The organism is Streptomyces sp. NPDC003635, from assembly GCF_053587635.1.
The window spans coordinates 45,167-67,619 of sequence record NZ_JBSFOK010000034.1; the positions used below are offsets into that span (position 1 = coordinate 45,167).

16 protein-coding genes are annotated in these 22,453 nt (G+C 73.1%); 11 read left to right on the forward strand and 5 right to left on the reverse strand.

From position 1 onward, the window contains the following. Positions 1-66: 66 nt before the first annotated feature. Positions 67-1,299, reverse strand: a complete 1,233-nt coding sequence (locus tag ACWDRW_RS27650; protein WP_451727008.1) for a serine/threonine-protein kinase — start codon at positions 1,297-1,299, stop codon at positions 67-69. 131 nt (positions 1,300-1,430) lie between these two features. Further along, on the reverse strand, positions 1,431-3,104 hold the full coding sequence (locus tag ACWDRW_RS27655; RefSeq protein ID WP_451727011.1) for a protein kinase domain-containing protein: 1,674 nt from the start codon (positions 3,102-3,104) through the stop codon (positions 1,431-1,433). Positions 3,105-3,488: 384 nt separating this feature from the next. Here ACWDRW_RS27655 and ACWDRW_RS27660 point away from each other — a divergent pair, with 384 nt between their 5' ends. From ACWDRW_RS27660 to ACWDRW_RS27690, 7 genes are all read left to right on the forward strand, one after another. Next, positions 3,489-7,403, forward strand: a complete 3,915-nt coding sequence (locus ACWDRW_RS27660; RefSeq protein WP_451727103.1) for an FtsK/SpoIIIE domain-containing protein — start codon at positions 3,489-3,491, stop codon at positions 7,401-7,403. Positions 7,404-7,693: 290 nt separating this feature from the next. Further along, positions 7,694-9,058: an ABC transporter substrate-binding protein gene (locus ACWDRW_RS27665; RefSeq protein WP_451727014.1), complete on the forward strand. Its 1,365-nt coding sequence runs from the start codon at positions 7,694-7,696 to the stop codon at positions 9,056-9,058. 3 nt (positions 9,059-9,061) lie between these two features. Beyond that, complete coding sequence (locus tag ACWDRW_RS27670) at positions 9,062-10,390, forward strand: carbohydrate ABC transporter permease (RefSeq protein ID WP_451727017.1); 1,329 nt, start codon at positions 9,062-9,064, stop codon at positions 10,388-10,390. Beyond that, positions 10,387-11,268 (forward strand): carbohydrate ABC transporter permease, encoded by an 882-nt coding sequence (locus ACWDRW_RS27675; RefSeq protein WP_451727020.1) that lies wholly within the window; start codon positions 10,387-10,389, stop codon positions 11,266-11,268. Before ACWDRW_RS27670 ends, ACWDRW_RS27675 begins: the two co-directional genes overlap by 4 nt. A gap of 159 nt (positions 11,269-11,427) precedes the next feature. Next, on the forward strand, positions 11,428-13,620 hold the full coding sequence (locus ACWDRW_RS27680; RefSeq protein WP_451727023.1) for a bifunctional glycosyltransferase/CDP-glycerol:glycerophosphate glycerophosphotransferase: 2,193 nt from the start codon (positions 11,428-11,430) through the stop codon (positions 13,618-13,620). A 103-nt stretch (positions 13,621-13,723) separates the two neighbouring features. Beyond that, positions 13,724-14,992, forward strand: a complete 1,269-nt coding sequence (locus ACWDRW_RS27685) for a hypothetical protein (RefSeq protein WP_451727026.1) — start codon at positions 13,724-13,726, stop codon at positions 14,990-14,992. Positions 14,993-15,033: 41 nt separating this feature from the next. Further along, positions 15,034-16,194 (forward strand): hypothetical protein, encoded by a 1,161-nt coding sequence (locus ACWDRW_RS27690; RefSeq protein ID WP_451727029.1) that lies wholly within the window; start codon positions 15,034-15,036, stop codon positions 16,192-16,194. Here ACWDRW_RS27690 and ACWDRW_RS27695 read toward each other — a convergent pair. Next, positions 16,184-16,597: an organic hydroperoxide resistance protein gene (locus ACWDRW_RS27695; protein ID WP_451727031.1), complete on the reverse strand. Its 414-nt coding sequence runs from the start codon at positions 16,595-16,597 to the stop codon at positions 16,184-16,186. The two genes, ACWDRW_RS27690 and ACWDRW_RS27695, sit on opposite strands and share 11 nt — an antisense overlap. A gap of 80 nt (positions 16,598-16,677) precedes the next feature. On the opposite strand from ACWDRW_RS27695, the gene ACWDRW_RS27700 reads away from it, so the two are divergent. Next, positions 16,678-17,187 carry a MarR family winged helix-turn-helix transcriptional regulator gene (locus ACWDRW_RS27700; protein WP_451727106.1) on the forward strand — a complete coding sequence of 170 codons (510 nt, stop codon included), beginning with the start codon at positions 16,678-16,680 and terminating at the stop codon, positions 17,185-17,187. On the opposite strand, the gene ACWDRW_RS27705 is transcribed toward ACWDRW_RS27700, so the two are convergent. Continuing rightward, the gene (locus ACWDRW_RS27705) at positions 17,141-18,622 is read right to left on the reverse strand and encodes a glycosyltransferase family 39 protein (protein ID WP_451727034.1); all 1,482 of its coding nucleotides are present in this window, start codon (positions 18,620-18,622) and stop codon (positions 17,141-17,143) included. The two genes, ACWDRW_RS27700 and ACWDRW_RS27705, sit on opposite strands and share 47 nt — an antisense overlap. Before the next feature lie 132 nt (positions 18,623-18,754). Between ACWDRW_RS27705 and galE the strand changes: the two genes are divergently transcribed. Continuing rightward, positions 18,755-19,735: a UDP-glucose 4-epimerase GalE gene (gene galE, locus ACWDRW_RS27710; protein ID WP_451727036.1), complete on the forward strand. Its 981-nt coding sequence runs from the start codon at positions 18,755-18,757 to the stop codon at positions 19,733-19,735. A 100-nt stretch (positions 19,736-19,835) separates the two neighbouring features. Here the strand turns inward: galE and ACWDRW_RS27715 are convergent, their stop codons facing one another. Continuing rightward, positions 19,836-20,474: a TetR/AcrR family transcriptional regulator gene (locus ACWDRW_RS27715; RefSeq protein WP_451727038.1), complete on the reverse strand. Its 639-nt coding sequence runs from the start codon at positions 20,472-20,474 to the stop codon at positions 19,836-19,838. A gap of 173 nt (positions 20,475-20,647) precedes the next feature. Between ACWDRW_RS27715 and ACWDRW_RS27720 the strand changes: the two genes are divergently transcribed. Both ACWDRW_RS27720 and ACWDRW_RS27725 read left to right on the forward strand, forming a co-directional pair. Then, positions 20,648-21,571: an ABC transporter permease gene (locus tag ACWDRW_RS27720; RefSeq protein WP_451727041.1), complete on the forward strand. Its 924-nt coding sequence runs from the start codon at positions 20,648-20,650 to the stop codon at positions 21,569-21,571. After that, positions 21,564-22,391, forward strand: coding sequence for an ABC transporter ATP-binding protein (locus ACWDRW_RS27725; RefSeq protein WP_451727044.1), 828 nt, complete (start codon positions 21,564-21,566; stop codon positions 22,389-22,391). Before ACWDRW_RS27720 ends, ACWDRW_RS27725 begins: the two co-directional genes overlap by 8 nt. Positions 22,392-22,453: the final 62 nt, after the last annotated feature.

Consider the following 22,453-nt stretch of genomic DNA (forward strand, 5'->3'; position numbering starts at 1 on the left):
GCAGGGCTGTCCCGGCCGCTCCGGCCGACCGGGAGAGGCCGTACGTCAGCGTCGGCCCGCCCGGGCTCACGGCGTGGCGGGGGCCGAGTTCTTCGTGTCCTGGGGTGTCGCGTCCGCGTCGTCCCCCGACGTCGCCAGCCACGTACCGACCCCGGCCGCGGCGACCAGCGCCACCGCCGCCGCCCCCAGCGCGATCCGGCGCCTGCGGGTGACGGCACGGTGGCGGGCCGAGCCGGGGCGAGGCGCTCCGGACGCCCGGGGCACCCGCGCCGTACCGCGCGCGCCGCCCGCCAGCTCGTCCGGCCCCGGCACCCTCATCGACGTGTGCGTGTCCCGGTTGGAGTCCGTGGGCTTGGCTCCCGGCACCAGCGGAACCGCGCCTCGCCGTACCGGCCCCGAGGCCGCCGGCTCCTCGGGCGCGCTCTCCTCCTCCACCGGCTCCGTGTCCGGCTCGTCCACGTCCAGCGGCGGCATCCCCGCCAGCATCGGCAGCAGCTCCCGCAGCCGCGCGCCCAGTTCGGAGGCGCGCAGCCGGGACGCGGGCCCCTTCGCCAGGCACTGCACGATCAGCTGCCACAGCTCGTCCGGGATGCCGGGCAGGGGGGCCACGGTCTCCGTGACATGGCGGCGCAGCACCGCGCCCGGGTGACCGCCGCCGAAGGGGGTGAAGCCCGCCAGCAGCTCGTACAGGACGGTCGCCAGGGCGTAGATGTCCACGGAGGCCCGCGGCGGCAGCCCCTCCACGATCTCCGGCGCGAGGTAGTCCGGCGTACCGATGATCTTCGTCGCCCGGGTCCGCTTCGGGGAGTCGATCAGCTTCGCGACGCCGAAGTCCGTCAGGAGCGCCGGGTGCGCGCCGCCGGGCCCGAGCGGGCCCTGCATGTCCAGCAGGACGTTCTCCGGCTTCACGTCGCGGTGCACGACGCCTGCGGCGTGCGCCGCCGCGAGGCCGTCCGCCACGTCCGCCACGATCGCCACCGCCGCCTCCGGCGCGAGACGCTTGTCACGGTCGAGCCGGGTGCGCAGGTCCGTGCCCCGGACCAGGTCCATGACCAGCGCGAGGTCGTTGCCGTCGACGACCAGGTCGCGCACCGACACCACATGGGGGTGCTCCAGACCCAGCAGCGCCGTCCGCTCCTGCACGAAGCGTCCGACGAGCTCCTGGTCGGACGCGAGATCCTCGCGCAGCAGCTTGATGGCGACGGGCCCCTCGGGCCCCTCGCCCAGCCACACCGTGCCGGCGCTGCCCCGTCCCAGGATCTGGTGGGCGGTGTACCGGCTGCCGATCTTCCGTGCCAAGACTGCTCCTACAGACGCGTGTTGTCGCCAAAACTACGCGTCCCACGAGCCAACCTTCACCGCGGAGACGGAAATCACCCGCCAGGTGTCGACAAATCAACAGACTCGTCGCCCCGGCAGCGCGGCCCGGCCTACTGCCCGGACGAGCTCCCGCCGAGGTCACCGATCCAGCCGGTCACCGTCGTGAACCAGTCCGTGAGCTGAGCCCAGTAGCCCTTGCCGGTGCCGATCCACTCCTGCAGCGGGCTCAGCTCCCAGACGAGCCACCCGGCCACGAACAGGATGACGAGCGTGAACAGACATCCCTTGAGGCAGCCGAGCCCGGGGATCCGCATCGGGTTGGCGCTGCGCTGCCGCGGCTGCCGGGGCTCACGCTGCGGCCGCTGGGTCTCGGGCGGCGGCGCGTACCGCTGCGGCTGCGGCTGCTGAGGCCGCTGCTGGGGCGCGTACTGCTGCGGCTGCTGCTGGGGGGCGTACTCCTGCCGGCCCTGCTGCGGATAGCCGTACCCCTGCTGTGGCTGCTGTTGCTGCCGCGGCTGTCGCTGCGGCGGCTGCTGCGGGCGGGCGACCTGCCGCTGAGGGCGGCGGCGCAAGGGGTCGTCGTTGGGGTCGAGGTACTGGACCTGCGTCTGCTCGTTGCGGTCGCGCGCGGCCCGCAGCTGGTTCTGCCAGGGGTGCGGCTCCTCGGGCCGCGGGCCCTGGGGCTGCTGCCCCGGCGGTACGGGCGGCATGACCGCCGTCGGGTCGGCCGCGCCCCGGTTCGGCAGTACGGCGGTGGGGTCGGCGGCGCCGGACGTGTGCGGCAGGACGCTGGTCGCGGCGTTCGGGTCGAAGGAACCGGCGCCGTGCGGCAGCACCTGCGTGGGGTCGGCCGAGCCCGGCACGGTCGCGGGCGCCGGGTCGGGCGCGAGCAGCGCGCCCACGGCCTCGGCGGCGGCGATCTGCGCGGAGTTCGCGTGCACCCCGATGCCCTCGGCGACGACCCGCAGGCCCCGCGCGAGGTTCTCGGCGCTCGGCCGCCGGTCCGGGTCCTTGGACAGACAGCGCTCGATGACCGTCCACAACGGGTCCGGGACCGTGGAGGGGCGGCGCGGTTCGGCGCTCAGGTGCTGGTGCAGGACCTCGAGCGCGGAACCGCCGGAGAACGGCGGACGGCCGGTGACCAGCTCGTACAGCAGGATGCCGGCGCCGTAGATGTCGACGGCGGAGGTCTGCGGGCGGCCCTCGGCGGACTCGGGCGCGACGTACGCGGGCGTGCCGACGAACTCGTGGGTGCGGGTCAGGCCCGGGGAGTCGGCGAGGCGCGCGATGCCGAAGTCGGTGAGCATCGGGTGCATCTGGCCGCCGTCCTGCTTGAGCAGGACGTTCGCCGGCTTGAGGTCGCGGTGCACTACGCCGTCGGCGTGACTCGCGGCGAGCGCGTCGGCGATCTGCGCGGTCATCAGGGCGGCGGCGACCGGGGTGAGCGGGCCGTTCTCGCGCAGGTAGCGGTGCAGGTCGGGGCCGTCCACGAGGTCCATGACCAGCGCGAGCAGCTCGCCCTCGACGACCAGGTCACGGACCCGGACGATGTTGGGGTGGGTCAGCCGGAGCAGGACCGACCGCTCCCGGAGGAACCGCATGACGATGTCCGCGTCGCTGGCGAGCTCCTCCTTGAGGACCTTGATCGCGACGGTCTCGCCGGGCTGGCCGGGCACGGCCGCCTCGGCGCCTGCGGTCTCACGCTGGCGGGCTCGCCAGACGGTGCCCGTGGCGCCGCGTCCGAGCGGCTCCTCGAGCAGGTACTTGCTGCCGACTGGCCGCACGTCACGCGCTCCCTGCTGATTGCCTGAAAGTGTTCCGATGTTCCGACCCACTGTAGTGCCGGGCGCTACGAAGCAAAGGTTCACAGGAAAGACGCTCGGGCCGCTCGCTTTGGTTGCCGAACCCGGGCGTGAGCGATCTCAAGTGATCGTCCGGGCGACAGAAGTTCGGCCGTGATGCGGCAGAGATCAGGCATTTTTGCGGGCAGAGCCGACCAATCAAGATCACTTGGCGCCGGGTGGCGGGCGTGTTGTCAGTGGCAGGTGCGAGGATGCCTGTCGTACTGGCCGATGTGCTCGTGTGGCGGTGGGGGAAGTCCGCGGTGGGGGACCGCGGGGCGTCGTCCCCGTTCGCGGGTGCCCGCGCAGAAGGGACCGCTGACGGCGATGCAGATCCGGCTGACCGTCGTAGACCCGCTGGGCCCGCCCCCCGCGTCGCCGCGGGGCCGCGCCGCGAGCTGCGACGTGCTGGTCACGGCGCCCGCCGGCACGGCCCTGGCCGCGGTGGCGTCGGCGCTCGCCTCCACGGTCTCGGCGGACGGGGGCATCTCCCGCGCGGGCGAGGCCGAACGCGGCGGCGGGCCTGTGGTGGTGTACGCGGGCGCGGAGCGGCTCGACAGCGCGCGCTGCACGCTCGGCGAGCCCCCCTTGATCGACGGCGCGGTGCTCTCGCTGGGCGCGCCGGCCGAGCCCGAGGCGCATCCCGAGGTCGACGACGCCCCGACCCAGCTCCACGTGGTCGCGGGCCCCGACGCGGGCGGTGTGCACCTGCTGCACGGCGGCCAGATCCATGTCGGCCGCTCCGCCGACGCCGACGTCCCGCTCGACGACCCGGACGTCTCCCGGCTGCACTGCGCGGTGACGGTCGCCGCCGACGGCCGGGTCTCGGTCGCCGACCTCGGCTCCACCAACGGCACGACCCTGGACGGAACCGTGGTGGGCCCCCGCCCGGTCCGGTTCGCCCCCGGCGCGCTCCTGCGCATCGGCGAATCCACCCTGCGGCTCGCTCCGGCGGGGGGTCCGGGAGCCCGCGTACCGACGGTGCCGGACGGCGAGGGGCACATCCGCCTCTCGGGCGCCCACACGCGCGCGGAGCCGACGCGGGGGGCCTCGGAGCCGGCGGGAGAGACGCGGCACGCGTACGGCTCGGCCGCCTGGGGGGCCTCGTCGGCGACGCGGGGAGCGCAGGAGCACGGGCCGGTCGAACCGCCGGCCGTGCCCGGCCAGGGCGGGGCGCCCCGGATCGAGAACCGCGGCGTGCCGAGCGCGGAGGTCCCGGGCCCTCGCGAGGGCGACACCCACGGCGCCGGCTTCACGGCGAACGCCCGCACCCGCGGCGGCACGGCATCCCACGGCGACCACCCGGCCGACGGGCACGGGGGTGGCACGGTGTCGGGGGGCCGCGGGGGCGAGGCGCAGGGCGGCGGGGGTGAGGTGTACGGCGGGGGCCGGGCGTCCGGAGCCGGCCGGAGCGACGGGTACGGCGGTGCGCCTGGCTTCGGCGGCGATCCGGGCTACGGTGACCGGTCGACCGGGGGCGGTAGCCCGACCGGCGGCAGCCATGAGGGCTCCGACGCCCGGGAGGGCGGAGGCCGCAAGGGCACTCCCTTGCGCGGCACCGAGATCCCGCAGGGCGTGCGCAAGCGGGGAGGGCTCGGCGCGTGGGCGCGGCGGCTGACCGGCGGGCGCGGCGAGCAGAGCGCACCCGGGCGTGAGGCGTACGACGTCCAGGGCGCCGACCCGATCGCCCATCCCGCCGCCGACACCGCCCACCGGGTCCCGGAGACCTGGCCGGACCCCGCCGCGCTGCTGCTCACCGCCCTCGGTCCCGGCCCCCGGCTGTGGGAGCGCGGTCCGGAGCACCCGGAGGCGCTGACCGTCCGTCTCGGTACCGCCGACCGCGCCACCCCCGACGGCGCCGGGCTGCTGCCCGCCGTACCCGTGACCGCCGGTCTGCGCGAGGCCGGCGCCCTGGGTCTGGCCGGGCCCCGCGCGCGGCTGGCCGGTCTCGCCCGCGCGGTGGTGGCCCAGCTCGCCGCGCTGCACTCACCGGACACCCTGGAGATCGTGCTGATCAGCGCGGACCGCTCGCGCCCGCTGGAGGAGCGCACCGCCGAGTGGTCCTGGCTGGGCTGGCTCCCGCATCTGCGCCCGGCCCACGGCCAGGACTGCCGGCTGCTGCTGGCCCACGACCGCGAACAGGCGACGGCCCGCACCGAGGAACTCCTCCGCCGCCTGGACGACCAGGAACGCCCCCCGGCACCCCCGGCCCACCGCGCTTCCGGCGCCCAGGACGACTCCAGGGGCGGTTTCGCCGACACCCAGGACGACCCGGCGAGCAGCTCCCCGGACCCGTACACCGCATCCGACGCGCGGGATCGGGACGAACGGCCCGTCGATCACCGCTTCTCCGGCGCCCAGAGCGGCCCGGCGGGCAACTCCCCCGACCCGTACACCGCATCCCCCGCGCAGGACCGCCCTCGTCCGGTCCGTCGGCCCTCCTGGGCCCAGGACGACCCGGCGGAGCGCTTCCCGGGCCCTTACACCGTCGTCGTCGTGGACGGCGACCCCGGTGGTGCCGATGTCCGGGAGGCCGTGGCGCGGCTGGCGTCCGAGGGTCCGCGGGCCGGGATCCACGTGGTGTGCCTCGCCGAGACTCCGCCCGCCTCCCCCGCGTCCCCGCTCACCGAGACCTACCAGGCGGCCTGCGCGGCGGCCCCGGCCTTCCGGGAGTGCGGCGCGGTCGCGCTGCTGAGCGGCGATGTGGCGACCGCGCTGCGGCTGATGCGGGTCGCGCGCGCAGGTGCCCCGGAGGGTGCCGCCACGGCCACCCGCGGCGGCACCGCGCATGACGGCACCGCTCGCACCGGGCACGGCACCCGCCCGACCCGCGGCGAAGGCGCCCCCAGGTCCTCCGCCCCCCATGCCGTCCCGGGCCACGCCGACCCCGCCCCCGTACCCCCCGGCACCATCGCCACCGTCGACGCCGTGTCCCTGCCCTGGGCCGAGCGGTTCGCGCGGGCGCTGGCGCCGTTGCGGCCGGACGGTGTCGTAGGAGGGCGGCAGGCCCGGGTGTCCGCGCCGCTGCCCCAGGCGGCCCGGCTGCTGGACGAGTTGGGGCTGGCCCGGGCCACGCCCGCCTCGCTGATGGCCCGTTGGGCGGACGCGGCCGACGACACCGAGGCGCTCGGCGGACGCGCCTGTGCCGTGCTCGGCGCCGGACCGCGTGGCCCGGTCGGCGTGGACCTCGCGGCCGACGGACCGCACCTGCTGATCGAGGGGGTCTCGGGCAGCGGCCGTACGGAACTGCTGCGGGCGATCGTCGCCTCGCTCGCCGCCGCCGAGCGGCCGGACCGGCTGAGCATGGTCCTCATCGACGGCCGGGACAGCACCGGGGCGGGGAGCAGCGGCGGCGACGGGCTGCGCGTGTGCACCGACGTCCCGCATGTCACCACTCACCTCGCCGTCAACGACCCGGTGCGGATGCGGGAGTTCGCCCAGTCCCTCAGCTCGGAGCTGAAGCGGCGGGCGGAACTGCTCGGCCGATCCCACTTCACCGAGTGGCACGCGAGCCGGCTCGTCTCGGGCCGCATGGTCACCCAGCGCACGGCGACCACCCCCGCAGGCACCCCCCGTTCAGGGACCCTCCGTTCCGGGACCAGCCACGCGGAGACCAGCCACCCCGCAGGAGCCCCCGCGGGGCCCGGCGCCGCCGACCTCGACGCCCCGCCCAGCTCCACCCTGCGGCTGCGCCCGGCCGCGTCCCGTCGGCAGGCGGAGGCGGCACCGCCGCTGCCCCGCCTGGTCGTGGTCGTGGACGACCTGGACGCCCTGGTCTCCCCCGCCCTGGGCTCTCCCGGCAGACCGGCGGCCGGTTCGGTCATACGGGCGCTGGAGGCGGTGGCCCGGGAGGGCGAGCGACTCGGCGTGCACCTGGTGGCGGCGACGGGCGCCGACGGCCGTACGGCCGCGACGGAGCCGGCCCGACTGGCCACCCTGCGCGTCGTCCTCGACGAACCGGTCGGGGGTCCCGACGAACCGGCGCCCGGGCGCGCCACGTTGACCTGGGCGGACGGCCGTGCGACCGCCTTCCAGGGCGGACGCGTCACCGGGCGCATCCCGCGCACCGCCACTCTGCGTCCCACGGTGGTCCCGCTGGAATGGCACCGCATGGGCGACCCCCCGACCCGCCGCCCGGTCCGCGAACTCGGCAACGGTCCGACCGACCTGGCCCTCCTGGCCAGCGCGTTGGAGAGGGCGGCGAAGGAGGTCTCGGCGGCCGAGGTCCCCTCGCTCCTCTAGCCACGGCCTAAGCCGAGGTGCCCCCGCACCTCCGGTCACGCCCGAAGCCGAGATGCCCCCGCGCCGGCACGCACAGCCGAAGCCGGGATTCCCTCCGCGCCTCCAGCCACGGTCGAGGCCGATACCCGCGCTCCTCTCAGCGCAGTCGAGGCCGAGTCACGACGCGGTCACGATCGCCTACTTGACAGCGCAGGCGCTCTTGCCGACCCCCAAGTCCCGGCGTAAACCAAACCGCACAGACAGCGCTCGAACGTTCGACGAGGCAACGAGGCACGAAGAACGGGGCAGTGATGCGCAGCACGAATCGCACCATCCGGATCGCCATCGCGACCGTAGGCGCCCTCGCACTGGCGCTCACCGGTTGCGGAGGAGACGACGACGACAACGGCGGAGGGGGCGGCGGGGGCAAGGAGACCGGCGCCGGATCCTCCGTGCAACTTCCCAAGCTGGACGGGCAGACACTCGAGGTCGCGGCCGTCTGGACCGGCCCCGAGCAGGACAACTTCACCAAGGTGCTGGACGAGTTCGAGAAGCGCACCGGCGCCAAGGTGAACTTCGTGCCCACCGGCAACAACACCTCCACCTTCCTCGGGACCAAGATCCAGGGCGGTCAGCCGCCGGACGTGGCGTTCCTGCCGCAGGTCGGCGTGCTCCACCAGTTCGCCGACAAGGGCTGGATCAAGCCGCTCGGCGCCGACGCCCAGGCCCAGGCGGACAAGAACTTCTCCGCCGGCTGGAACGACCTCGGGTCCTACGAGGGCAAGCAGTACGGCGTGTATGTGAAGGCCGCCAACAAGTCCCTGATCTGGTACAACACCGCCGCCTTCGAGGCAGCGGGGATCACCGAGGAGCCGAAGACCTGGGACGACTTCCTGGCCACCGCCCAGACCCTGTCCGACGCCGGTTCCCCGGCCGTCTCCATCGGCGGCGCCGACGGCTGGACGCTCACCGACTGGTTCGAGAACATCTATCTCTCCCAGGCGGGACCCGAGAAGTACGACCAGTTGGCCAAGCACGAGATCAAGTGGACCGACGCCTCGGTCAAGGACGCCCTGACCACGCTCGCCGGGCTGTGGGGCAAGGACGAGCTGATCGCGGGCGGCCGCTCCGGCGCGCTGCAGACGGAGTTCCCCAAGTCCGTCACCCAGACCTTCTCCGGCGACACCCCGGCCGCGATGGTCTTCGAGGGCGACTTCGTCACCGCGAACATCAACGCCGACACGGACGCCGAGGTCGGCACCGACGCCAAGGTGTTCCCGTTCCCGGCGGTCGGCGACGAGTCGCCCGTCGTCAGCGGCGGCGATGTCGCCGTGGCCCTGAAGGACGGTGAGGGGGCGCAGGCCCTGATGACCTTCCTGGCCTCGACCGACGCGGCCGAGATCTGGGCGGCGCAGGGCGGGTTCATCTCGCCCAGCAAGGAGATGGACACCGGGACGTACAAGGACGACGTGACGAAGGGCATCGCCGAGGCGCTGATCGCGGCCGGCGACGACTTCCGCTTCGACATGTCCGACCAGGCTCCGGCGGCCTTCGGCGGCACCCAGGGCGTCGGCGAGTGGAAGCAGCTCCAGGACTTCCTGAAGGACCCGAGCGATGTGGCGGGCGCCCAGCGGAAGCTGGAGGCGGACGCCGCCAAGGCGTACAAGACCGGCTGACGGATGTCGGCCGTGGCGGAAGGCGGTGCCGCCAAGGCACCGGACAAGAGCGTGACGGGCACCCGGCTGTGGGTGGCGGTGCTGTTCCTGCTGCCCGCGCTGGTGCTGCTCGGCGCGCTCGTGGTCTACCCGATCGGGTACTCGGTCTGGCGCAGCCTGTACGACGCGGGCGGTGACGGCTTCGTCGGCCTGGACAACTACGTCGACGTCTTCACCGACGACGCCACCCTGACCGCCGTACGCAACACGGCGATCTGGGTCGCCGTCGCGCCCGCGGTGGTCACCGCGCTGGGCCTGATCTTCGCCGTGCTCACCGAACGGGTGCGCTGGGGCACGGCGTTCAAGCTGATCGTCTTCATGCCGATGGCGATCTCGATGCTCGCGGCCGGGATCATCTTCCGGCTGGTGTACCAGGCGGATCCGGACCAGGGCGTGGCGAACGCGGTCGTGACGAGCGTGCACGACACCTTCGCCGACTCCTCCGTCTATCCGAAGGCCCGCCCCAACGCCCAGGTCAGCGATCTCAAGGCGTCCGGCGGCGGGTCCTTCACGACGACCGGCACGGTCCGGGCGGGCTCCCCGGCGATGCTCCCGCTCGTCGGCATCGCGCCCAACCGGCTGCCGGGCGACCCGGCGGACGCCAAGGCGGCGACCGGGGACGGGATCACCGGCACCGTCTGGCTGGACTTCAAGCTCGGCGGGGGCGGGGAGAAGGGCCGGGTCGACGCGGGCGAGAAGGCGCTGGAGGGCGTCAAGGTCGAGGCGGTGAAGGGCGGCGAGGTCGTCGCCTCGGCCACCAGCGGCCCGGACGGCACCTTCACGCTGCCCGCCGAAGCCGACGGTGCCCAACTGCGGCTGCCGGGCTCGAACTTCGCGGCGCCCTACAACGGCGTCGACTGGCTCGGCCCGACCCTGGTGACACCGTCGATCATCGGGGCGTACGTCTGGATGTGGGCGGGCTTCGCGATGGTGCTGATCGCGGCGGGCCTCGCCGGGGTCGACCGCAACCTGCTGGAGGCGGCGCGGGTCGACGGCGCGAACGAGTGGCAGGTGTTCCGCAGAATCACGGTGCCGATGCTGGCGCCGGTCCTGGTCGTCGTCCTGATCACGCTGATGATCAACGTGATGAAGATCTTCGACCTGGTCTACATCATCGCCCCGCAGCCCACCCAGGACGAGGCCAACGTGCTGGCGCTGCAACTGTTCCTGTCGTCGTTCGGCGGCGGCGGCAACTACGGCCTGGGCAGCGCGATCGGCATCATCCTGCTGCTGCTCGTGGTCCCGGTGATGATCGTCAACATCCGCCGGCTCAGGAAGGAGCGCGAGCGGTGACCCCCCTCGACACCTCTGTGCGCGGCAAACGGTCATGGGCCTCCCGGGTGGCGAGCGGGGCGGCGGGCGGGGCGCTGCGTACCTTCCTGCTGCTGGTGGCGTTGTTCTGGCTGGTCCCGACCTTCGGACTGCTGGTGTCCTCGTTCCGCGAGCCGACCGACATCGCCTCCTCGGGCTGGTGGAAGGTCTTCACGGCACCGGCCCAGCTCACCACCGAGAGCTACAGCACGCTGCTGGAGAACGACGACATCACCAGCGCGCTGTTCAACACCGTGTGGATCACCGTTCCGGCGACCCTCCTCGTCGTCATCATCGGCGCGATGGCCGGATACGCCTTCGCGTGGATGGACTTCAAGGGCCGTGACTGGTGGTTCATGGTGGTGATCGCCCTGTTGGTGGTGCCGGTGCAGGTGGCACTGATCCCGCTGTCCGAACTCTTCGGCGAGATCGGCATCTTCGGCTCCATCACCGGTGTCGTGCTGTTCCACGTGGCGTTCGGGCTGCCGTTCGCGATCTTCCTGTTGCGGAACTTCTTCGCGGAGATCCCGCGCGAACTGCTGGAGGCGGCCCGGCTCGACGGCGCGGGCGAGGCGCGGCTGTTCGCGACGGTCGTGCTGCCGCTGGGCGCCCCGGCCATCGCCTCGCTGGGGATCTTCCAGTTCCTGTGGGTGTGGAACGACATGCTGGTGGCGCTGGTGTTCTCCGACTCCGGCTCGCAGCCGCTGACGGTGGCGCTCCAGCAGCAGGTGCGGCAGTTCGGCAGCAACATCGAGGTGCTGGCGCCCGGCGCCTTCATCTCCATGGTGATCCCCCTGGCCGTGTTCTTCGCCTTCCAGCGGCAGTTCGTCTCCGGTGTGATGGCGGGCGCGGTGAAGTAGGCGGCAGGACAAGCGGATTCGGGGGCCGGCCGGAGGGAACCGGCCGGCCCCTTCCCCTTCACCCGGCCATCCCCCATATGCCGTAACGCAGCGTAACCAACCCACTGGGTCGGCCGTTCCCGGGCAAGGCCCGCCCGCGTCCCGACCCATGGATGTCCCTTGCCCAGGTTCAGTGTCATCGTCCCGGCGTACAAGGTGCAGGCGTATCTGCACGAGTGCCTGGAGTCGGTGCTCTCGCAGTCGTTTCCCGATCTCGAAGTGATCGCCGTGGACGACGCCTCGCCGGACGCCTGCGGGGCGATCATCGACGAGGTCGCGGACCGTGACCCGCGGGTACGGCCGGTGCGCCTGCCGCACAACGAGGGTCCCGGCCCGGCCCGCAACGCCGGACTGGCCGAGGCGACCGGCGACTACCTGCTGTTCCTCGACGGCGACGACACCCTCACCCGCGGCGCCCTGGAGGCCATCGCCGACCGTCTGAAGGAGACGGGCGATCCGGACATCCTGGTCCACGACCACGCCCGCGTCACCCGCACCGGCGAGACCGTCCGCGGCCCGGCGGCGATCCCCCTCACCGAGCAGGGCCCGGCGCCGTTCCGCCTGGAGGACCGCCCGGGTCTGCTGCGACTGCCGCCCGCGGTCTGGAACATGACGTACCGGCGGGAGTTCGTCGAGCGCGAGGGCCTCGCCTTCCCACCCGGCTCCCACGAGGACACCCCCTGGACCTGCCCGGCCCTGATGACGGCGGGGTCCCTCGCGACCCTGGACCGGGTGTGCGTCCACCACCGGCAGCGCAGCAGGGGCGGCACGGCCCGCCGCCCCTTCGACCTCTTCGACCAGTACGACCGTCTCTTCGCGTTCCTCGCCGAGCGCCCTCGCCTCTCGCCGTGGCGTCCCATGGTGTTCCGCCACATGGTCACCCACCTGGCGACGGTGTCCAGCCACCCCGGCCGCCTCCCGCGCGGCACCCGCGCCGAGTTCCTGCGCCTGGCCCGCGCCCACCACCGCCGCCACCGCACGCGGGGCGCCCTGACGCCCCTGCGCCTGTGGCGCGCCTACCGGTCCCTGCGACGGGCCGCGCTCCTCACCCGTACGACGGCCAAGGCGGCCGGGAAACTCACGACCCGGCTGCGCACGGCCGCCCTCCGCCTGCACTACCGCGTCCAGCGCCGACTGCCCCTGCGCCCCGACCGAGCCGTGTTCTGCGCCTACGGCGGTCAGGGTCACGGATGCAACCCCGGCGCCCTGGAACAGGCCGTCCGCACGCACGCCCCGCACCTGCGCACGGCATGGATCGCGCACCCCGAGCACCACCACACGATCCCCGCCGCCACCCGCCGAATCACCCCCGGCTCGGCCGCCTACTGGACGGCCCTGGCCCGCTCCACGTACCTGGTCGACAACGTCGGCCTCGACCGCCGCTTCGTCAAACGCCCCGGCCAGATCGTCGTCCAGACCGGGACCGGCACCCCCCTCAAGCACATGGGCCTGGACCTGCTCGAGCGCCCGGCCGCGACGACGGACCCGGACGCCCTCCTGCGGACGGTCGACACCTGGGACTACGTCGTCTCCGCCAACCGGCACTCCACCCTGGTCCGGGAGCGCGTCCATCCGGGCACGTACAAGACGCTGGAGTACGGTCAGCCGCGCGACGACGTGTTCCAGCAGGCGACCTCGGCGGACGTGACCCGGCTGCGCGAGTCGCTCGGCGTCCCCGAGCACGCGGTGGCGATCCTGTACGCCCCGACCCACCGCGACTACCGCCGTACCCAGCGCAGCCCGCTGGACCTGGACCGCGTCGCGGACCGGCTCGGCCCGGGGTTCGTGATCCTGGCCCGCGCCCACCGTCGGCACGGCGGCCCGCTCGCCCCCGACGCGGCCTCGCCCCGGGTCATCGACGTCAGCGGCCACCCGAGCGTGGAGTCGATCTGCCTCGCCTCGGACGCCCTGCTCACCGACTACTCGTCGATCATGTTCGACTACGCGGGCCTCGACCGTCCGATCGTGCTGCACACCGAGGACCGGGAGGCCTTCGAGGCGGCCCGCGGCACCTACTTCGACCTACGGGACTTCCCGCCGGGCGCGCTCGCGCGCAGCGAGGACGAGCTGGTCGACATCTTCGCCACCGGCCACTGGCGCGGCTCGCGCTCCGCCCAGCTGCGCTCGGCGTTCCGGGCGCGCTTCTGCCCGTACGACGACGGCCGCGCCGCCGAGCGCGTCGTGCGCCATGTGGTGTTCGGCGAGCACGGGCTGCCACCGGTCGTCCCGTTCGACGAGCGGCATCCGGTGCCGTCGCGCGCGGCCTGCCCGCGTCCGGCACCGTCGCACTCCGCCGTGCCCCTGCCCCTCTGAATCGCAACGGAGTTCCCATGCCCTCCAGCCCGTCGCGGCCCACGCCGAGCCGGCCGCACACCTGGCGTCCGGCCGGACGGCCCGGCGGCCGGCTCGCCGCGTCATGAGACCGCGCACCTGGGTGCTGCTGCTGGCCGCGGTCTTCGCCGTGCTGCAACTGGCCAACGTCAGCGGCCGGGACACCCCCGACAGCCGGAACTACCTGTCGTACGCCCTGAGCCTGAGCGGCCACGGCAAACGGGAGGCGGCCCTCGCGACGATCGAGCACTACTGCGCGGGCAAGGGGTCCGTCGCGCGCCGCGACCAGAGCGTGGACGTGGTCCGCTTCCACAGCGCCGACCCGAGCGCGCGGGTCGCTGAGCGGTGCCGGGCGCGGGAGTGGCCGGAGGTGGAGAAGCGGCTGCGGGAGGGGCGAACGACCGGGCACACCGCGCCCTTCGCCTCCGAGCGCTTCATGCGGATCTTCGAGGTACGGCCCGGCTACCCGGTGTTCCTGGTGCCGTTCGTGACCGTCCTCGGCGCGACCTGGGGGCTGTGGGCGGCCGGGGTCGCGGTGACCGTGGCGGGCGGGGTGCTGGTCTTCCTGGTCCTGCGCACGCTGTCCGTGCCGCTGCCGCTCGCGCTGACCGGTCAGGCGCTGTACTTCGTCCTGCCGTGCGGGACGACGGCGATGCGGCCCATGACGGAGGGGCTGCTGCTGGCCCTGACCCTGGCCGCGCTGTGGGGCTGCGCGCTGGTGCTGCGGGGAAGGCGGGCGGGCCTCGCGCTGATCGTCGGCGCCCTGGCGGCGCAGTTCACGGTGAAGCACTCCCAGGCGCTGTTCCTCGGGGTGTGTCTGGCGGCGGCGGGCGCGGTGGTGGCTGTCGGCAGATGGCGCAAGGGACGGGCGCCGGGCCGGGACGTCACGGCGATCGCGGGGATCGGCCTGGGCGCGGCCGTGGGGACCGTCGTACTGGCGAAGCTGCTCGGCTACCCGGCGGCGGCCGAGAGCCTCCAGGATCTGCTGGCCGATCACTTCACCCGCCCCGACCGCGCGCGTCCCTGGCCGGAGTTCCTCCAGCTGTCGTCGAACTTCTGGGTGGAGTGGCTGCGCCGCCAGTTCTGGGAGCCGCTGTTCCTGGCGGCGCTGGGCGCCGGGCTGTGGGGCGCGCTGCGCAGGCCGCCTTTCGGCGCCTTCGTGATCGCGGCGGCCGCCACCGGCGTCCTCACCCAGGCGGGGCACCCGGACATCACCATCTGGGGCGACAGGCTGATCGTCCTGGCCTGGCTCCTCCCGGTGGTCGGCGTCCCTCTCCTGCTCGACCACCTGATGCGCGACCGGGTGTCGTTGCCGGCGCAGGGGCACGCCGACCGGACTCACTCCATGAGGTGAAGGAAGGTCAATCCGTTGACGCGGCCGGGAACATACGGCGAATGCGCGAAACGCTCCTGGCCAGGCGAACGACGCACGGCGCGACCGCCCTCCGCGGCGGCCCCACCTGGCGCCCCACCCCGTACCAGCTCTTCGGCTTCCTCGCCTGGCTGCTGCTGACCCTCGCCCACTGGCGCCTTCCTCTGTGCTGCGACGCGGGCCAGCACGCGGCGGTCGTCGAACGCCTGAAGGCGAATCTCCTCGACCCCCGCCACCCCACGGTGGACGCCCCAGGCGAGGGCAGCCAGTACTACACGCCGTACACGGCGGCCCAGGCCCTGCTCGCCCGCCTCACAGGACTGGGCGGCTGGGAGGTACTGAGGCTCGCGGGCCCGTTGAATCTGCTGGTACTGCTGACGGGTCTCGGCCGCGCCGTCCGGCTGCTGACCCCGCGCCCGTGGGTGCCGGTGGCGGTTCTGGCGGTGGTGACGGCGGCCTTGGTGCCCACGGCACAGACTCTCGCGTACCCGTCGACGTTCGCGATCGGACTGACGTTCTGGGCGTGGGGGTGGACGGGAGCGAGGGGTCCGGTGCGCTTCGTGGGCCCGAGCGGGAGACGGAGCCTCCTGGAGTACCTCGCGCTGGGGGCCGTGTACGGCTTGATCGTGCTGATCGACCCGAGGACGGGGATGGGGGCGGCGGTAGGGGCGTTGGCCTTGATCTCCGGGCGGGTGGGACTTCCCCAAGGGCGCGGGGCTGTATCGGTTCGCGGCTCCGCCGCGGGGCGCGACAGGCTCTCACCGGCCCGCCGTCTGATCACAGCCCTCACCGCGGCACTCCTTCTCGCCTCGGCCTTCGAGCACCCCCACTCCTGGCCGCCGTACGACTGGGCAGCCCGGCACATCCGCCCCGGCGAGGTCGTCCTCACCGACGATGCCCGTGCCGCCCACTCGATCCCGGGCTACGGCGCCAACCTCGTCGCCCCCGCGAAGCGCGACGCCTCACTGCGCGAAGACGAAAGGCGCGGACGCCGAGATGACGTCCGCGCCTACCTCTCGCCCGAAGCGACCCGCGAGGAACGCACCGCCATCGTCCACCGCCACCACGTGCGCTGGCTGTTGCTCACCCGCCGGCACAGGATCCCCGAGGAGGCCGTGGTCGTGGCGTGGAGCGAGCGGACGGGGGAGGTTCTGGCGCGGGTCCCCGGGACGACTACTCGATGACGAGGTCGACCTCGATGTTGCCGCGGGTGGCGTTGGAGTAGGGGCAGACCTGGTGGGCCTGCTCGACCAGCTTGCGGCCGGTCTCCTCGTCCACCGTGTCGGGCAGCTCCACCCGGAGCGCGACCTTCAGGCCGAAGCCCTGGCCCTGCTTGCCGATGCCGACCTCGGCGGTGACGGCGGCGTCGCTGACGTCCACCTTGGCCTGGCGGCCGACGAGACCGAGGGCGCTGCCGAAGCAGGCGGCGTAACCGGCGGCGAAGAGCTGCTCCGGGTTGGTGCCCTGGCCGTCGCCGCCGAGCTCCACCGGCATGGCGAGGGCGAGGTCGATCTTGCCGTCGGAGGTGACGGCGCGGCCCTCGCGGCCGTGGGTGGCGGTGGCGACGGCGGTGTAGATCGCGTCCATGAAGGAACCATCCCTGTTCGAGAAGTCGTGGCTCGTTGACGGACACAAGTAGAGCACACAATTAAGTTGTGCACAACTCAATGGCGAGCAAGAGCTACTCTGGAGGCATGAACAGGACCGAGACACCCGCACCGCACCAGGAGGAATGGCTCCGCCTGGACCGCCAGATCTGCTTCTCCCTGCACGCGGCCTCGCGCGCCTTCAACGGCGTCTACCGCGTGATCCTCAAGGACCTCGGCCTCACCTACCCGCAGTACCTGGTGATGCTCGTGCTGTGGGAGCACGGCGAGCTGCCCGTCAAGAAGCTGGGCGAGCACCTGCGGCTGGACTCCGGCACCCTCTCGCCGCTGCTGAAGCGGCTGGAGACGGCCGGCCTGGTCCGCCGGGAGCGCAGCGCGCGCGACGAGCGCTCGGTGGAGGTGCGCCTGACCGAGGAGGGCACGGCCCTGCGCGAGCAGGCGCGCGAGGTGCCGCGCCGGATCGCGACGGCGACCGGCTTCGACATCGAGGAGATCAACGCCCTGCGGTCCCGCCTGGACGAGCTCACGACGGCCCTGGACGCGGCGGCACTGTCAGCGACAGCGCGGTAGCGGGCTCGGTCGTCAGCGGCTTCACCGTGGCCCGCTCGTAGAGGCGCAGGGTCACGCCTCCGCGCGCGTACTCCTCACGCGGGACGAAGTCCTCCGCCACGACCTCGATCTTGGCGCGCTCGACCGGGTTGCGCGGGAACCAGCGCGGGCCCAGGGTGTACGGCTCGGCCACCACCCACACCCGGTCCACCGCCGCCAGCCTGCGGCGCAGCTCCCCGGCCCCCATCTCCCGTCCGTACAGCGTCGCCGACCCGGGCCCCGGCCGGCTGAGCGCGAGGTCCTCGGCCCGTCGGAACCCCTCCGGGTAGGCCATCGCCGCCCTCCGCCCGATGGACGGCACGAACAGCACCGGGTCGCCGGGGCGGATCTGCCGGGCGGCGAGGGCGGAGACGGCGGCGAGGTTGTCGGGCCGCTGTTCGGGGGCGCGGTCGGCCCGGTACAGGGGCAGGTGGTGGAAGAAGGCGAAGAGGATCGCGAGGGCCCCGGCGAGCTGGACGTACGGCATCCGGCCCAGGAGCGCCCCGGCGACCCGGTCGGCACCGGCGGCGATCAGCAGGGGCGCCCCGGCCAGGGCGTAGAACACGTATCGGTCGTCGTAGATCGGCCGCACCTGCGAGACCAGCATGAGCAGGCACGGGGGCACGGTCATCAGGGGCAGCGCCACGGCGGCCGTCCGGCGTGCGGCCAGGCCCGCCAGCATCAGCACCACGCCGGTCTCGAACATCAGCCCCTTGGGCGTGAGGACGAAGGCGCGCAGCAGCCGTTCCGCGCTCCCCCACCCCGGTGCCGTCAGCCACTCCACCTGGCCCGCCTGCGCCCGGGACGCCAGCACCAGCGGCAACAGCGCGAGGCCGACGACCGCCGCCACCCCCGCCCAGCGCGCCCATACCCGCCGCTCCGCCCGTGCCGCCGCCAGCGTCACGGCGTGCGCGCACAGCACCAGGACCGCCAGTTCGTGCAGCAGGCAGGTGACGGAGACGACACCGCCGTACGCCCACCAGGTCCACGCGCGGGCGGGTCCCCACAGCCCGCTCACCAGGAGGAGGGTGGCGCCCGCGACTCCGGCGCCGACGAGGGCGTAGGACCGTCCCTCCTGCGCGTAGTGGCCGGTCAGCGGGGTGACGGCGTACATCAGTCCCGCCCACAGCCCCACCCTCGGTCCGGCGAGGCGTACACCCAGGGCGGCGATCAGAGCGGCCGCGGCCGCGGCACCGCACACCGACGGCAGCCGCAGGGCGACCTCGCCGGGGTGGACCGCCAGGACCGCGTGCATGAGGAGGTAGTACAGGCCGTGCACCGCGTCGACGCCGTGCAGCAGCCGCCAGATCTCCGGCACCGATCGGCGCGCGACCTGGAAGGTGACCGCTTCGTCGCGCCACATGCCCCCGCGGTCGAGGCCCCAGAGGCCCACGGCCAGCATGAGGGCGGGGGGCACGGCGATGGCTCCTGCTCTCCGGCTCAGCACACCGATGATTTTGTGCTATTAACTGACTCTTTTTGTTCATTGACGGCGAATAGGAGTGGTTATGCTCCACGCACGGGCCAACTGACGAGGGGACGGCCGTACATGACCTGGCTGATCACCGGCGGCGCCGGATACATCGGGGCGCACGTCGTACGGGCGATGACCGAGGCGGGCGAACGGGCGGTCGTCTACGACGACCTGTCCACCGGGATCTCCGAGCGCGTGCCCGACGGGGTCCCGCTGGTGGTGGGTTCCACCCTGGACGCCGAGCGGGTGGCCCGGGCCCTCCAGGACCACGGGATCACCGGGGTCGTGCATCTGGCGGCGAAGAAGCAGGTCGGCGAGTCGATGGACCAGCCGCTGCGCTACTACCGGGAGAACGTCGAGGGCCTGCGCGTACTGCTGGACGAGGTGACCAGGGCCGGCGTTCCCTCGTTCGTGTTCTCCTCCTCGGCGGCGGTCTACGGCATGCCGGACGTGGATCTGGTGACCGAGGAGACCCCGTGCGAGCCGATGTCGCCGTACGGCGAGACGAAGCTGGTGGGTGAGTGGCTGGTGCGGGCGACCGCGCGGGCCACGGGCCTGTCAACGGCGTCGCTGCGCTACTTCAACGTGGCGGGCTCGGCGGCGCCGGAGCTGGCGGACGTGGGCGTCTTCAACCTCATCCCGATGGTCTTCGAACGACTGACCGAGCAGGCGCCCCCGCGCATCTTCGGCGACGACTATCCGACGCCGGACGGCACCTGTGTCCGGGACTACATCCACGTGGTCGACCTGGCCGAGGCCCACGTGGCGGCGGCGCGCGTGCTGCGGACCTCCCCGGGCCGCGACCTGACCCTGAACATCGGCCGGGGCGAGGGCGTGTCGGTCCGCGACATGATCGACCGGATCAACGCGATCACCGGCTACGACCGCCCCCCGACCGTCACCCCGCGCCGCCCGGGCGACCCGGCCCGCGTGGTCGCGTCCGCCGACCGAGCGGCCGCGGAACTGGGCTGGAAGGCCAAGCACGACGTGCAGGACATGATCACGTCGGCATGGGAGGGCTGGGTACGCCACCATCCGGGAGCGGCACGGGGGTGACGTGACCGGCTCGGGGGCGGGAGCGGGAAGCGGGAGCGGACGTAGATCGGGGGGATGACGGCTAACCCGGCCCAGAGCCTGGCGAGGGCCGGCGCCCCGCTTACAGCGCCTTCAGCGCACCGGCCGTAGCCCGGGCCAGCGACGCCAGATATCCCTTCGGCAGCTTCGGGCTGCGGATGACCACCGAGCGCCAGTACAGCGGGCCCGAGATCAGGTCCAGGGCGAGGTCGTGGTCGACGCCCTCGCGCAGTTCCCCCCGTCGTTCCGCCGCCGCCACGATCCCGGTGGCCACCCCGTCCTGCCCCTCCCGCAACGCCTTCTGCAGGGCCTCGGCGATCTCGGGGTTGCGGGCCGCCTCCGCCTGGAGGTCCGGGATGATCTGCGAGGCCACGGGGTGGCGCAGGGCCCGTGAGGTCACCTCGTACAGCAGGCGCAGGTCACCCTCCAGCGACCCGGTGTCCGGCATCGGCAGCCCTTGTACCGCCAGCGCCGACACCACGTCCAGGACGAGGTGCAGCTTCGACCGCCAGCGCCGGTACACCGCCGTCTTGCCGACCCCGGCCCGCCGGGCGATCCCCTCGATCGACATCCGCGCGTACCCGACCGCCGCCAGTTCCTCGAACACGGCCGCGCGGATCGCTTCCGTCACGTCCGCCCGCAGCACGGCCGCCCCCGCGGGGGCCCGGCGGCGCGGACGCGGCTGGGGTCCGTCGGCGTTCGTCGTCATGCGGACCAGCATAGGGCGTGACGACGAAACGGTTGCGTTCCGACGTCCAGTCGGCCTACGCTCGCGTTGCGACGATACGGTCCCGTCCCGACGTAAGAGAACGCCAGGAGTCCCGTAAGGGAACAGCCGGTGACGGGCCCCACGCGCCGCACGCGCACCCCACCCCCCGAGCGAAAGCAGCGGATGTGAGCCAGGTCCTCGACACACCGCCCCCGACGACGACGGCCCCTCCCGACGACGTCGACCTCGCGGCCCTCGCCGCCCGCCACGGCCTCTCGGTCAGCGGTGCCCGCCCGACGCTGCCCGAGTACGTCCGGCAGCTGTGGGACCGGCGCCACTTCATCGCCGCGTTCTCCACCGCCAAGCTCACCGCCCAGTACAGCCAGGCCAAGCTCGGCCAGCTCTGGCAGGTGATGAACCCGCTGCTGAACGCGGCCGTCTACTTCCTGATCTTCGGCGTGCTGCTCGGCACCAGGAACGGCGTCCCCGACTATGTCCCGTTCCTGGTGACGGGCGTCTTCATCTGGACGTTCAGCCAGAGCTCGATCCTCGCCGGCACCCGCGCGATCTCCGGCAACCTCGGCCTGGTCCGCGCCCTGCACTTCCCGCGGGCCGCGCTGCCGATCTCCTTCTGCCTCCAGCAGCTCCAGCAGCTGCTGTTCTCCATGGGCGCCCTGGTCGTCATCCTGCTCGCCTTCGGAGTCCCGGTCGCCTTCTCCTGGCTCCTCGCGATCCCGGCGCTGGTGCTGCAGTTCACCTTCAACGCCGGCGTCTCGATGATCATGGCCCGGGTGGGCGCGAAGACCCCGGACGTCGCCCAGTTGATGCCGTTCGTGCTGCGCACCTGGATGTACACCTCCGGCGTCATGTGGAGCATCGACCACCTGCTGGCCAAGCACCAGGACTGGCCGGCCTGGGTGGGCCCGGTGCTCCAGGCCAACCCACCCGCGGTCTACATCGACCTCATGCGCTTCGCGCTGATCGACAGCTTCCACGCGAGCCAGTTGCCGGCCCACGTGTGGGCGCTCGCCACCGGCTGGGCCCTGCTCGCCGGGATCGGCGGATTCATCTACTTCTGGAAGGCTGAGGAGACGTACGGCCGTGGCTGAGCACCCGAACGACCAGACCCCCACCGTCATCGCCGACCGCGTGGACATCGTCTACCGCGTCAACGGCACCGGCGCGGGCCGCGGCTCCGCCACCGCCGCCCTCAACCGCATCCTGCGGCGCAAGCAGACCGAGAAGGCGGCCGGCGTCCGCACGGTGCACGCCGTGAAGCAGGTGTCCTTCGTCGCGTACAAGGGCGAGGCCATCGGCCTGATCGGCACCAACGGCTCCGGCAAGTCCACCCTGCTCAAGGCGGTCGCGGGACTGCTCCCCGTGGAGAGCGGGGCCATCTACACCGACGGCCAGCCCTCCCTGCTCGGCGTCAACGCGGCCCTGATGGGCGACCTGACCGGCGAGCGCAACGTCCACCTCGGCGGCCTCGCCATGGGCATGTCCCGGGAGCAGATCAAGGCGCGGTACCAGGAGATCGTCGACTTCTCCGGCATCAACGAGAAGGGCGACTTCATCACCCTGCCGATGCGCACGTACTCCTCCGGCATGGGCGCCCGGCTCCGGTTCTCCATCGCCGCCGCCAAGGACCACGACGTCCTGCTCATCGACGAGGCCCTCGCCACCGGCGACCGCTCCTTCCAGAAGCGCTCCGAGCAGCGCATCCGCGAGCTGCGCAAGCACGCCGGCACGGTGTTCCTGGTCAGCCACAACAACAAGTCGATCCGCGACACCTGCGACCGCGTCCTGTGGCTGGAACGCGGCGAGCTGCGCATGGACGGCCCCACCGAGGACGTCCTGAAGGAGTACGAGGCCTTCACCGGCGACAAGAAGCCCAAGGCCAAGCCGAAGCCGAAGGTGGCCGCCGCATAACCCTCCTCCGTGCGCAAGGGCGCCCCGGGCCGTGACGGCCCGGGGCGCCCTTCAGTGTCGTA

Excerpts from the sequence above, each read along its gene's own strand:
- ACWDRW_RS27660 (WP_451727103.1), top strand. The coding sequence starts at position 3,489 with ATGCAGATCCGGCTGACCGTCGTAGACCCGCTGGGCCCGCCCCCCGCG.
- ACWDRW_RS27665 (WP_451727014.1), top strand. The coding sequence starts at position 7,694 with ATGCGCAGCACGAATCGCACCATCCGGATCGCCATCGCGACCGTAGGC.
- ACWDRW_RS27670 (WP_451727017.1), top strand. The coding sequence starts at position 9,062 with ATGTCGGCCGTGGCGGAAGGCGGTGCCGCCAAGGCACCGGACAAGAGC.
- ACWDRW_RS27685 (WP_451727026.1), top strand. The coding sequence starts at position 13,724 with ATGAGACCGCGCACCTGGGTGCTGCTGCTGGCCGCGGTCTTCGCCGTG.
- ACWDRW_RS27690 (WP_451727029.1), top strand. The coding sequence starts at position 15,034 with ATGCGCGAAACGCTCCTGGCCAGGCGAACGACGCACGGCGCGACCGCC.
- ACWDRW_RS27695 (WP_451727031.1), bottom strand. The coding sequence starts at position 16,597 with ATGGACGCGATCTACACCGCCGTCGCCACCGCCACCCACGGCCGCGAG.
- ACWDRW_RS27700 (WP_451727106.1), top strand. The coding sequence starts at position 16,678 with ATGGCGAGCAAGAGCTACTCTGGAGGCATGAACAGGACCGAGACACCC.
- galE (WP_451727036.1), top strand. The coding sequence starts at position 18,755 with ATGACCTGGCTGATCACCGGCGGCGCCGGATACATCGGGGCGCACGTC.
- ACWDRW_RS27715 (WP_451727038.1), bottom strand. The coding sequence starts at position 20,474 with ATGCTGGTCCGCATGACGACGAACGCCGACGGACCCCAGCCGCGTCCG.